Annotated in this window: 9 protein-coding genes and 1 tRNA gene; 5 read left to right on the forward strand and 5 right to left on the reverse strand. The window is 58.0% G+C overall.

Features of this window, described 5'->3' with window-relative positions; translation table 11 throughout:
• The first annotated feature begins 84 nt into the window (after positions 1 to 84).
• Together desA and GE543_RS09290 are read left to right on the forward strand one after the other, a co-directional pair.
• On the forward strand, positions 85 to 1,269 hold the full coding sequence (desA, locus tag GE543_RS09285; protein WP_004408828.1) for a delta-9 fatty acid desaturase DesA: 1,185 nt from the start codon (positions 85 to 87) through the stop codon (positions 1,267 to 1,269).
• Between the two features lie 129 nt (positions 1,270 to 1,398).
• Positions 1,399 to 2,397: a sensor domain-containing diguanylate cyclase gene (locus GE543_RS09290; RefSeq protein ID WP_004408830.1), complete on the forward strand. Its 999-nt coding sequence runs from the start codon at positions 1,399 to 1,401 to the stop codon at positions 2,395 to 2,397.
• Between the two features lie 478 nt (positions 2,398 to 2,875).
• On the opposite strand, the gene GE543_RS09295 is transcribed toward GE543_RS09290, so the two are convergent.
• The 5 genes from GE543_RS09295 to GE543_RS09315 form a co-directional block, all read right to left on the reverse strand.
• Positions 2,876 to 4,261 carry a response regulator gene (locus GE543_RS09295; protein ID WP_178118570.1) on the reverse strand — a complete coding sequence of 462 codons (1,386 nt, stop codon included), beginning with the start codon at positions 4,259 to 4,261 and terminating at the stop codon, positions 2,876 to 2,878.
• Between the two features lie 159 nt (positions 4,262 to 4,420).
• Positions 4,421 to 5,701, reverse strand: a complete 1,281-nt coding sequence (gabT, locus tag GE543_RS09300) for a 4-aminobutyrate--2-oxoglutarate transaminase (protein WP_003344741.1) — start codon at positions 5,699 to 5,701, stop codon at positions 4,421 to 4,423.
• A 179-nt stretch (positions 5,702 to 5,880) separates the two neighbouring features.
• Entirely contained in the window at positions 5,881 to 7,323 is a 1,443-nt protein-coding gene (gene gabD / locus GE543_RS09305) for an NADP-dependent succinate-semialdehyde dehydrogenase (RefSeq protein ID WP_003367662.1), read from the reverse strand.
• A gap of 285 nt (positions 7,324 to 7,608) precedes the next feature.
• Complete coding sequence (locus GE543_RS09310; protein WP_046235696.1) at positions 7,609 to 8,244, reverse strand: LysE family translocator; 636 nt, start codon at positions 8,242 to 8,244, stop codon at positions 7,609 to 7,611.
• A 45-nt stretch (positions 8,245 to 8,289) separates the two neighbouring features.
• Entirely contained in the window at positions 8,290 to 9,675 is a 1,386-nt protein-coding gene (locus GE543_RS09315; protein ID WP_178118571.1) for an FAD-dependent monooxygenase, read from the reverse strand.
• Between the two features lie 23 nt (positions 9,676 to 9,698).
• Between GE543_RS09315 and GE543_RS09320 the strand changes: the two genes are divergently transcribed.
• From GE543_RS09320 to GE543_RS27245, 3 genes are all read left to right on the forward strand, one after another.
• Positions 9,699 to 9,775: transfer RNA gene (locus GE543_RS09320), tRNA-Arg, on the forward strand.
• A gap of 425 nt (positions 9,776 to 10,200) precedes the next feature.
• A complete protein-coding gene (locus GE543_RS09325) occupies positions 10,201 to 11,019 on the forward strand; it encodes a hypothetical protein (protein ID WP_153221266.1) in 819 nt (272 codons plus the stop codon).
• A gap of 194 nt (positions 11,020 to 11,213) precedes the next feature.
• Positions 11,214 to 12,008 (forward strand): DUF6615 family protein, encoded by a 795-nt coding sequence (locus GE543_RS27245; RefSeq protein WP_218571920.1) that lies wholly within the window; start codon positions 11,214 to 11,216, stop codon positions 12,006 to 12,008.
• Positions 12,009 to 12,035 lie beyond the last annotated feature (27 nt).

The following is a 12,035-nucleotide window of genomic DNA, read 5'->3' on the forward strand; positions in this document are numbered from 1 at the left end:
GTGGCTGGTTTTCTGAGCAATGTCAGTGATAATGCTGTTGCGACTTTTTTCTTCACAGGTATTTCTACGAGGGCCAAACAGCCTATGTGGTACAACGGTTTGCTCGACCTTTCCGTCTGGCAGTTAATAGCGGTCACGCTGGTCATGACCCATATAACGATCATTGGCGTCACGGTCTATCTGCACCGCTATTCAGCCCACCGCTCACTTGAGCTCAATGCGGGTCTGAAACACTTCTTCCGCTTCTGGCTGTGGCTGACCACTGCCCAGAATACCCGCGAGTGGACAGCCATCCACCGCAAACACCACGCAAAATGCGAAACCGTCGACGACCCGCACAGCCCGGTCGTCAAGGGTCTGTCCACCGTGCTGCGCAAGGGCGCTGAGCTGTACCGCGAGGAAGCGCAGAACCAGGACACCCTGCGTATCTACGGCAAGAACTGCCCGGAAGACTGGATCGAGCGCAATCTGTATTCGCGCTACAAGCTGCTGGGTATCGCCCTGATGGCGGTCATCGACGTGGCGCTGTTCGGTGCTCTCGGTATCACGGTCTGGGCCGTGCAGATGATGTGGATTCCCTTCTGGGCTGCCGGTGTGGTCAACGGTCTGGGTCATGCGGTCGGCTATCGCAACTTCGAATGCCGCGACGCAGCCACCAATCTGGTGCCGTGGGGCATCGTGATCGGCGGCGAAGAGCTGCACAACAATCACCACACCTATCCCAACTCGGCCAAGCTGTCGGTCAAGCCTTGGGAATTCGACATGGGCTGGGCGTGGATCAAGGTCTTCAGCTTCCTGCGTCTGGCCAAGGTCCAGCGGGTTGCGCCTATCGCCCATCGGGTCGAAGGCAAGGGCCATATGGACATGGACACTGCGATGGCGATCCTCAACAACCGTTTCCAGATCATGGCGCAGTACCGCAAGCTGGTCATCGCGCCGCTGGTTGCCCAGGAACTCGGCAAGGCTGACGAGTCGGTGCGTCATCAGTTCCGCCGCGCAAAACGTCTGCTGTCGCGTGAGACAAGCCTGCTCGATGACAGGCATCACCTGCGTATCCAGACCATGCTGGAACACAGCCATGCGTTGAAAGTGATCTATGAAAAACGCCTGGCCCTGCAGCAGATCTGGGTCAAGACCAGCAGCAACGGTCACGACATGTTGTCGGCCATAAAAGAGTGGATTCACGAGGCTGAAGCCAGCGGTATTCACTCGTTGCGCGAGTTCGCCGACCAGCTGAAAACCTACTCGCTGCGCCCCGCCCACGCCTGAACCGTTGATCGGCGCGCCATCCCCTGGCGCGCCGGTCCCGGAACTTATCCCCTCTTCGTCTATCTCATCCACTTTCCCGCCAATCGGGATAGGGCGCCTCACTGGCCGTAAACGCTTGAGATGGTTCTTATGGAAAAGCAGCCTCCCACCTCCCTACCCGGCACACCGATCACTGATATGCCCGCAGCCGCAGAAACCCTGTTAGCCCTGATGCACGCTCAGGCAGAAGTCGCACGCCTGAGCGAGCGTGAACAATTGTTCAGCTCGTTGCTGGTGAGCGTGAACGCTGTTCTGTGGGCGTTCGACTGGGAAACCCAGCACATGATCTATGTCAGCCCGGCCTACGAGCGCATCTTCGGTCGTTCGGCGGGCCTGCTGCTGGCGGACTACAGCGAGTGGCGCGACAGCATCTACCCCGATGACCTGAACTACGCCGAGCGCAGCCTCAACGAGGTAATCGAGAAAGGCTCGATCGAGGACCGCGAGTACCGGATTATTCGTGCGGATGGCGAAGTGCGCTGGCTCAGCGACAAATGCTTCGTCAGTCATCGCGCCGACGCCAGCCAGCGTTTGATCGTGGTGGGCATCGCCGAAGACATCACCGAGAAGAAGCACCTCGAGGATGAGCTGCAACGCCTGGCAACCACCGATGTGCTGACCCAGAGCAGCAACCGCCGACACTTTTTCGAATGCGCCCAGCGCGAGTTCGAACTGGCCCGCCTCAATGGCACGCCGCTGGCGTTTCTGCTGCTGGACATCGATGATTTCAAGCTGGTCAACGACACCTACGGCCATCAGGAAGGCGATACCGTGCTGCAGCGCATCGCCGAAAGCGGTCGTTCGGCATTGAGGCGAGGTGACCTGTTCGGGCGTATCGGTGGCGAAGAATTCGCTGCGGTATTCCCCGGCTGCGCGCCGGACATGGCCATGCAGATCGCCGAACGCCTGCAACGCGAGATCCAGCGCCAGAACTTCCAGTCCGGAGGCACCACCTTCAGCATCACTGCCAGCCAGGGCCTGACCAACCTGGGCGCAGACGACCCAAGCCTCGAAACCCTCTACGGCCGCGCCGACGCCGCGATGTATCAGGCCAAACGCCAGGGCAAGAATCAGATCGTACTGGTCTGAAATGCCTTCTCGAAGGTAGAAAGCACGACTGGCCCATCGCGAACAAGGCGGATCGCCACCCCGGTCGCTCCTACAGGAGTACGCGGTACCTTGTGGGAGCGAGCACGCGGTATCTTGTGGGAGCGAGCTTGCTCGCGAAGAGTCCGGTGCAGTCGATGGATTTTCTGCGTCAGCAATACCGCCTTCGCGAACAAGTTCGCTCCTACAGGAGCATCCGGTACCTTGTGGGAGCGAGCTTGCTCGCAAAGAGTCCGGTGCAGTCGATGGACTTTCTGCGTCAGGAATACCGCCTTCGCGAACAAGTTCGCTCCTACGGGAGCACGCGGTACCTTGTGGGAGCGAGCTTGCTCGCGAAGAGGCCGGTGCAGTCGATGGATTTTTCTGCGTCAGGAATACCGCCTTCGCGAACAAGTTCGCTCCTTGGAGTACGCGGTACCTTGTGGGAGCGAGCTTGCTCGCGAAGGCGTCAGTGGGGTTTTTACTTTTCGGGCGGGCCCTGAACAGCGCCAGCCGGATCCTCGATCGCAGCAGGCTCTTCAGCAGGTGCCTCAGGTGCCAGGTCGAGCAGATCAGGCTTGTCTTCGACCACCTCGGCAGCCACCTCAGGCTCGCTAGTCAGCGGCCTCAGCAAACTCGGATCCGTCACACCTGTCAGCTTCTTGCGCAGGCGCTGCAAGTCACCGACGCTGAGCTTCAACAGCTTGGCCGACTTGGTCTTGATCAGCGTGGTGACACTTTCTTCCTCGCCCAGGCGCGCCATTTGCCCCGCCAGGTTCATTGCCAGCACTTCGCGTGTGTAGATGCCGGTATTGTACTGATACACCGCAGCGATCAGCTCACGCAGTTCCAGCGGCAAACGCCAGCGGGTGCGCAGAGCAGAACCGAAGGCAGCTGAATACTGCTCCAGAGACTGCCCGATCACCTGCTCATCCAGTTGGCCGCCAGCCAACAGCCACTCCTGCAGGCAACCCAATACCGCCAGATCGCCCAGCGACTGCAACAGTCCGGCACAGAAACAGCGCTCCGCATCCAGCTCCAGCATGCCGCCCAGGATGCGTGCGTAATCAGCCGTGCGTTGCGACAGGGTCCATAGCTCATGGGCCTTGGCCAGCAACGCATCATCGGTCAGCACCGCTATACGCTTTTTGCCCAGACCGGACGCGATATTGGCGACCTGCACCGGCCCGAGAATGGCCAGCGCCCCGCCCATGGTCTGAATCGGCTTGCCCAGATGCTGCGCCGCCGTGTTGGCGGCGGCGATCAATACAGCCGTGATGTGCGGATCATTGCGCAGTTCCTGCTCCAGCAAGGCGGCGTCGATGCCGCTGGCGGTCTGGCTGAGCGTCACCGCGGTGGCGACATCGACGAACAGCGGCGCTCCATCGGCGATGTCGCGGCGCTTGTCGAGAAACTTGGTCAGGGTCAGACCCGGCGTCAGCGCGGGCACTGCACCCGCAACCGGGGCACTGCGTTCCAGCAACAGGCCTTCAAGACGCTGGCGCAGCCCTTCGGTGTTCAGTGGTTTGGTCAGGTAGGCAGTCGGCGCCAGCGGCACGACCTCGCGCACGCTGGCGCTGTCATTGCGATTGCTGATCAGAATGAACGGAATGGCGGGCTGACGACGCAGATTGCGCACGCCCCGCAACAGGCTCAGGCCATCGATCCCCGGCAGCTCGCGGGCGGCGATGATCAGGTCCGGCAGGTGTTTTTTCATCCACTCGACGGCCTGTTTGCCATCGGTGCACATCTCCAGCTCGATATCCGCACGCACGCCCAGCACCAGGTCGCTGAGCGTCTCGCGAACCCACGGATCAGACTCGGCTATCAGTACGCGGGGAACGGCGGGCAAAACTACAGCGGTCATCATGACTCTCCGATGTCAATGCGACCACCTTAGCCAATGCAAACGTCCGGATATACCCAAAACAGCGAAATACCCTGCTCTAAAGCAAAAAAAACCCGTCGAAACGGGCTTTTTTTGTCTGTTTGGTCATAAATTAATCAATTCATGACTTCACACTTTTTACGCGATTTCAGCGAAGCATTCGTCAAGAATGGCCAGGCCGCGGTTCAGCAATTCGTCTTCGGCCGTCAACGGTACCAGCACGCGCAACACGTTGCCGTAAGTACCGCAGGACAGCAGAATCAAACCCTTGTCACGCGCCTTGGCAACCACCTGAGCCACGGCAGCTGCGTTAGGCTTGTGCGAGTCACCGCCTTCGAACAGCTCAACAGCGATCATCGCACCCAGCGCACGCACTTCACCGATAACCGGGTACTTGGCCTGCATCGCCTTGAGCGAGGTCACCAACTGCTCGCCAACCGCCTTGCAGCGCTCCAGCAGGTGCTCTTCTTCGAAGATGTCCAGCACCGCCAGTGCCGCAGCGCAGGCCACCGGGCTACCAGCATACGTGCCGCCCAGACCGCCGGGTGCGATGGCATCCATGTATTCAGCCTTGCCGCACACGCCCGCCAGCGGGAAGCCGCCTGCGATGGACTTGGCGAAGGTAGTCAGGTCAGCCGCAACGCCCATCTGCTCCATCGCGAAGAACGTGCCGGTACGGCCAGCGCCGGTCTGCACTTCGTCAGCGATCAGCAGAATGCCGTGCTTGTCGCACAGCTCGCGCAGACGCAGCATGAAGGCCTTCGGTGCCACGTAGAAACCACCCTCGCCCTGTACGGGTTCGATGATGATCGCAGCGATGTCCTTGGGCTCGGCGTCGTTCTTGAAGATGCGCTCGATGCTGGCGATGGAATCATCCACGCTCACGCCATGCAGTTCGCACGGGTACAGCGCGCGGAAGATACCGCCTGGCATCAGTCCCATGCCGGCCGAGTACGGCACGACCTTGCCGGTCAGACCCAGGGTCATCATGGTGCGGCCGTGGTAAGCGCCGGTGAAGGCGATAACGCCCGCGCGACCCGTCGCAGCACGGGCGATCTTCACGGCGTTTTCCACCGCTTCGGAACCGGTGGTCACCAGCAGGGTTTTCTTGTCGAAATCGCCTGGGACCTTGGCGTTGATTTTTTCGCACAGCTCGACGTAAGGCTCGTAGGCCAGTACCTGGAAGCAGGTGTGGCTCAGCTTGGTCAGCTGTTCTTGCACGGCGGCGATGATCTTCGGGTGCAGGTGACCGGTGTTCAGAACGGCAATACCGCCCGCGAAGTCGATGAACTCACGACCTTCCACGTCGGTAACGGTCGCGTTCTTCGCCGAAGCAGCGAAGATCGGGTGGATCTGACCAACGCCACGCGGGACGGCTGCATGGCGGCGTTGCATCAGGGATTCGTTAGTCTTGCTCATGTATTCCTCATTCGCCGCTCATCGGTCGGCGTGGGTCAAGGATCAAGCGGACCGGATCAACTGCGGCAGCATACGATGATCGACTGCTGCAGCCTTCAGGCCACCAGGAAACTGCGGTGCAACAAAAGCCGATGACACGTCGCTCTCGCGCGCCATCGGCTGCAATACCCAAGTGTCGGTCAGACCGACAGGCAGAGGTATTTGATTTCCAGATAATCTTCGATGCCGTACTTGGAGCCTTCACGGCCCAGGCCGGACGACTTGATACCGCCGAACGGTGCCAGCTCGTTGGAGATCAGGCCGGTGTTGATACCCACCATGCCATATTCCAGCGCCTCGGCGACACGGAACACGCGGCTCATGTTCTGCGCGTAGAAGTACGACGCCAGACCGAACTCGGTGTCGTTAGCCATCGCGATCACTTCGGCCTCGTCCTTGAAGCGGAACAGCGGGGCCAGCGGACCAAAGGTTTCTTCCCGGGCCACGGCGGCATCTTTCGACACGTTGACCAGAATGGTCGGTTCGAAGAACGAGCCTTCCAGGCTGTTGCCGCCGGTCAGCACGGTTGCGCCCTTGCTGACGGCGTCGGCGATGTGTTCCTTGACCTTGGCCACCGCCTTGTCGTCGATCAACGGGCCGGTGGTGACGCCTTCTTCCAGGCCGTTACCGATCTTCAGCTTGCCGACCGCCGCCTTGAGCTTCTCGGCGAACGCGTCATACACCGCGTCCTGCACGTAGATGCGGTTGGCGCAAACGCAGGTCTGGCCGTTGTTGCGGTACTTGGAGATCATCGCGCCTTCGACCGCCTTGTCGAGGTCGGCATCGTCGAACACGATGAAAGGCGCGTTACCGCCCAGCTCCAGGGACACCTTCTTGATGTCCTTGGCGCACTCGGCCATCAACTGGCGACCAATGTCGGTCGAGCCGGTGAAGGACAGTTTGCGCACGATCGGGTTGCCGGTCAGCTCCGCACCGATATCGCCTGCGCTGCCAGTCACCACGCTGAACACGCCCGCCGGAATGCCCGCACGTTCGGCCAGTTCAGCCAGGGCCAATGCCGAGAACGGCGTTTGCGACGCAGGCTTGAGCACCATGGTGCAGCCCGCCGCCAGTGCCGGGCCGGCCTTGCGGGTGATCATCGCTGCCGGGAAGTTCCACGGGGTGATCGCCGCGGTCACACCAATCGGCTGCTTGAGCACGATCAGGCGCTTGTCCGGCTGGTGACCAGGGATCACATCGCCATACACGCGTTTGGCTTCTTCGGCGAACCACTCGATGAACGACGCGGCGTAGGTGATCTCGCCCTTGGCTTCGGCCAGTGGCTTGCCCTGCTCCAGTGTCATCAGCAGACCCAGATCGTCCTGGTTCTCAATCATCAGCTCGAACCAGCGGCGCAGCTTATTGCCACGCTCCTTGGCGGTCAGCGCACGCCAGGCCGGCAGCGCCTTGTCAGCCGCCTCAATCGCCCGACGCGTCTCGGCTGCGCCCATTTTTGGCACAGTGCCGAGGATCTCGTTGTTGGCAGGGTTGTTGACCTTGATCGACTGACCACCGTCCGCGTCCAGCCACTGGCCATTGATGTAGGCTTGCTGGCGGAACAGTGTGGAATCTTTGAGCTGCATGTCGGCCTCCTAAACAGCATCGCCCGAGAGGCGACGCGAACAATTGATATCGATGCGCCCCATTGGAAGCCATCGTCAGGAAAACATTCCATCGGGTTCCAGCGCTGCGCCACGCATGAAAGCAGGAAGACCGAACAAGAGCGTTTGAAATCTCAAACGAATCCTAGGCATTGCGGGGGGAAAGGACAATAGCCCGTTCGAAAAAAAGAACGGGCGCAGGGAGGTGTGTGGTTTTCTGATCAGCGTCGAGCCGCGACGCAGAGGCATCTTGCAACCGCAACGCGATCAGGCTGCCCTGCCCTTCAACGTGAACAGGCTTAGCCCCAGGCCAATGAACGACGCACCAAACACCCGATTGACGTTCTGGCGCCTGCGGGCCGAATTGAGGTGGCGCTTGAGCGTCTGTGCCAGCAGCACATAAAAGATGTGAGCAACCACAGAGCAGCCGGCGAAGGTCACGATCAGCATGCCCGTCTGCTCCACCTGAAAGGTGCCGGGCTGAATGAACTGCGGCAGAAACGCGATGAAAAACAGGATTGCCTTGGGGTTGGTCAGCGCCACCGAGATGCCTTTGATAAACAGGCTGCCTGTGGACACCGCTTTGGGCACGTCGGCCAGCGCATCAAAAGCACTGCGCGCGCTACGCCACTGCTTGATCCCCAAATAAACCAGATACCCCGCGCCTGCGATTTTCAGCACCAGAAAGGCACTGGCGGACGCTACCAGGACCGCGCCCAGCCCGGCCGTTACCGCCGTGGCAACCACGATCAACCCCAAGGCGTTGCCGAGCGAACCGACCATCGCCCTCGCCGGCCCGTGGGTGATTGAATTCGACAGCGCCATGATCACCGCCGGCCCCGGCGTGAGCGTAACGAACAAGGCAATCATCGCGAAGCTGAGCCACTGTTGTAGCGATTCCATTTTTTATTCTCCCTGTGGCGCAGGCATTAACCCACGCCTGTAGCGCTATCGATAATCCGGAAGCGTGAACGACTGCACCGCCGGGGTCAGCGCCCTGGCAGCACGCTTGCTGATAAAGGGCGTTGCCACCAACCGCTGCACGGCGCGCAGGATCTTCACCCCGGTCTGACTGCGAGGGTGGACCAGACGCGGCACAAGTTTCGGCACGCTCTGCGACTTTTTCACCACAGGGCGCAGGACATATTCGTACGAGGCAAGCGCCTCGGCAATCGTGTCGGTCTTGGTGAGTTCACCCGCCAGCACATACGCGCCAATCAGCGACAACGAAGCACCGACCCCGCCCAGCGGCGTGACACACCACGCCGCATCGCCCAGCAGTACCACTGGACCATTCGACCAGCGATCGATTTTCACCTGACGCAAGTCATCGAACCAGAAATCCTCCGCAGCCTCCATCCCCTCCAGCAGGCGAGGCACCTCCCAGCGCGCGCCTGCAAACGACGCCCGAAGAAACGCCTTCTGCTCGGCAACACTGTTGCCGACCGTCAGGTGGCTTCGGCCCTGCACATTAAAGAACGCACGCGTCGTACCGCGATTGTCCGGACGAACACCCGCACTGCGACCGCCCACCGCGTTGTACCAGCGCGCGGTCTGACTATCGGTCGGCGCACGAGGCACGGTAAAGAACGCGCTGGCCAGGTCCATCCGGCGCGGCTGGTTCTCGCCGGGGAAAACCAGCTCCCGCGTGCGCGAACCGACACCTTCAGCAATGATCAGTAGATCAAAACGCTCCTCGCCACCGCCCTCGAACGTGACCGACACGCCCTCCGCATCGTGCTCGACCGAGACGATGCGATCACCGAAGCGATAGAACGCATCAGCAGACGACGCCTCATACAGCAGACGCGCAAGATCACCGCGCAACACCTCAAGCTCAGCCGTCGGGCCGTCCCCGTCCAGACCAGCCAGATCAATGCGCGCCGCCGTACGGTTATCCTCATCCACCCACGCAAGCCCCGTCTCGCCAGTGTTGAGCTCCTTCACCGCCTGCTCAAGCCCCATCAGGCGCAAGACCTCCCGAGCCGCACCCCGCACATCCACATTCTGCCCACCATCACGAAAGGCAGGCGCCTGCTCGACAACCGTGACATCGCAATCGCGCCGCGTCAGCCACCAGGCCGCGGCACAACCCGCGATACTGGCCCCGGTAATAAGAACGCGGCACGGGCTGCGCTCGATGCTTTTGAACTGATTGATAGGAGGCCCTCGGTGGAAACGAACTGACGGAGTGGTATGGGGAGCATCATGCACCAGCTGGCGGTTGTGCCGGTAGCGGTAGGCTGTTCCTTTGTGGGTGGAGGTGGGGGTGGGGTGATGGAAGGCGGATGATTTGTGTTGCACACCGCCCGCAACTGGACGCCCCGTACCCATGTGAGTATCATGGCGCCCGCGTCGCACCAGTAGCTCAGCTGGATAGAGTACTGCCCTCCGAAGGCAGGGGTCGTGGGTTCGAATCCCGCCTGGTGCACCATCTTTTGCAGTCTGGATATGTCTTGAGTTGTGGACAGTCTACGAAGAACTCCGAAAGCCCGCCTTGTGCGGGTTTTTTTGTTTTTTGTGATCAACTTTGCTGATCGGCGTTGGCATGCTAATTGGGGCGCTAGCGGTGCGTCGTTAAAACGCACGCGTAGGAGTTGATTAAGATTGCTTAGATAAACTGGCTGCTAACACGGGATGAAATAGGTGTATGAGCTGCGCATGGTTGGAAAGATGGCGCGCAGAGTACTTGGTAGCTCTAGAAGACCAACTGATGCGCAACCAGAATCAGCTCGCACGAGCGATCTATTTTCTATGGATCACCGGAGATACACATGAGGCCTGCCGATTGAAGCTTTTTAGACTTTTGTTTTTATTAAGCTAGGCTTTCACATTTGTGGATCCTGACAGGAAAGTAATATGGTCCCAACCATCATCAAAATTGCGCTGGATGGTCACGTTGATGATCTGTACACGCTCAGCTTGCTTTTTTCTAATGACTCGTATCCATCACTTCGTGTCGTGACACGCTTGGTCGGAGAGAAGGAGGGCTTATATGATCGGGTGAAAAATATTGATTGCCGAGACACGTACCTGACTGGAGATGGCTGTCTGCCTCTGATTTCGGCGGGTAGCGCCAAGGAAATGAGCTGGATGGCTTACGATATAATCGCACCGCTCAACGGCTATGCGACTCTTACAGATAGCAACTTTAAACCGGTGGTCCCAGTGTCAGTGTCATGGACGAGTGACGGGGCGTCAGGAGGTGCCAGCTTCGAATCTTTTGTATCGAATTTGCCTACCCGAGCTATCGTCAGTCGGCGGCATGATTTGATTGAGCACTTGATGCCAAGTCGTGTGAGTTTCATGTCGAATAATCCACTTGCAGCATATGCCGCTGCGGTTATCGCAGGCAGACCTTCCTGGGCAGATTATTACCGGCTGCTCGAGGACATCGCGGGGCATCGAGGAACGACACTTGATAAGCTTACGAAAATTGGCCTCGCGGAACGCCGGTCTTTAGACGAATTCAAGCGGGCAGCGAACAATCGTATATCTGGTCGTCACGGAGCATCAAAGCGAGATGAATCCGTTTCACAAGAAAATTTGATGACATTAACTGAAGCTCGTGAATTTACTCGACGAGTCATAACTGCTTGGTTTGATCGCGAGTGTGGCGGTAGGTTACCTCGAGATCGCGTTGATGGAGAGGCATTACGATTTGGCCTTGATGACTAGGGCCATCCTCGGCTCAGTGCGCATGATCCACCATAGACATATTTGTAACGACTTCGTAAACTTAATGCAGGTCTTGTCGTCTTTCTCCTCTACTATATCGCGGTTCTGACAGACGACAACACTCGTTCAGGGAGACGAAAAATATTCCCATCATATGTGTCGCCTATTTATAATTAGATTTACAAGGATAGTGAATGTTAAAACATCATTTGAATATAGTTTGCGACGATGTATGGCAGCGTCTCGAAAACTCTAAGAGGTTTGGAATAACTCAAGGGGAAGAAACTATTACAGATAATCTTCTGCTTTATTTGGCATCCCAAAAATTATCAACAATCAAAATAATTCAAACCCCGAAGCACAAGGAAAGTATCAAAGGGACTGATTGGGAGTGGTGGATCGGGAATAGTGAAAATGGCTTTCTTCGTTATGCAGTTCAAGCAAAAAAACTGGATGCAAAAACGGGCCGATATGCCTCGCTCAATCATAAGGTTGGTATAGGGGTATTAGCAGAATTTCAGCACAAAATACTTGAGGACTATGCGAAGGCCAATAATGCAATTCCTTTGTATGCATTCTACAATCATTTGGGTATTTCGGACTTGCCCAAAAGCTGGAACTGCCCCTTGCCTTTAGATTATTCAAAGTTTGGATGCACCGTCACACCGCTTGAAAATGTAAAGAAAGCCCTTTTAAATAAAGGTTGGCGCACATTCGAGAAGATACATTCATTTCCAGAGACCGTTCCACTGCGCTGCCTTGCTGTATGTCCAAATATATCTTCTACTTCAGTGCAGAGCGGAAAAACAAAGGTGCAGCGTCTGGGTGTGGAAGCTAAAGTTTACAAAAACCCTTGGGGGTGGATTAGTGAGATGGGGCACCTTCAGACGTTCGAACAAATGCCTCGGCAGTATTACGATCACGAGCTGGGCTATTATCCAAAACGAATATTAATTATAGAAACAAGCAAAATTAAATTCGATAGTTGATCGTAGATCTGGTGATCGTTCTGGTCA

Source organism: Pseudomonas sp. SZ57 (assembly GCF_009495975.1).
Lineage (GTDB): Bacteria > Pseudomonadota > Gammaproteobacteria > Pseudomonadales > Pseudomonadaceae > Aquipseudomonas > Aquipseudomonas syringae.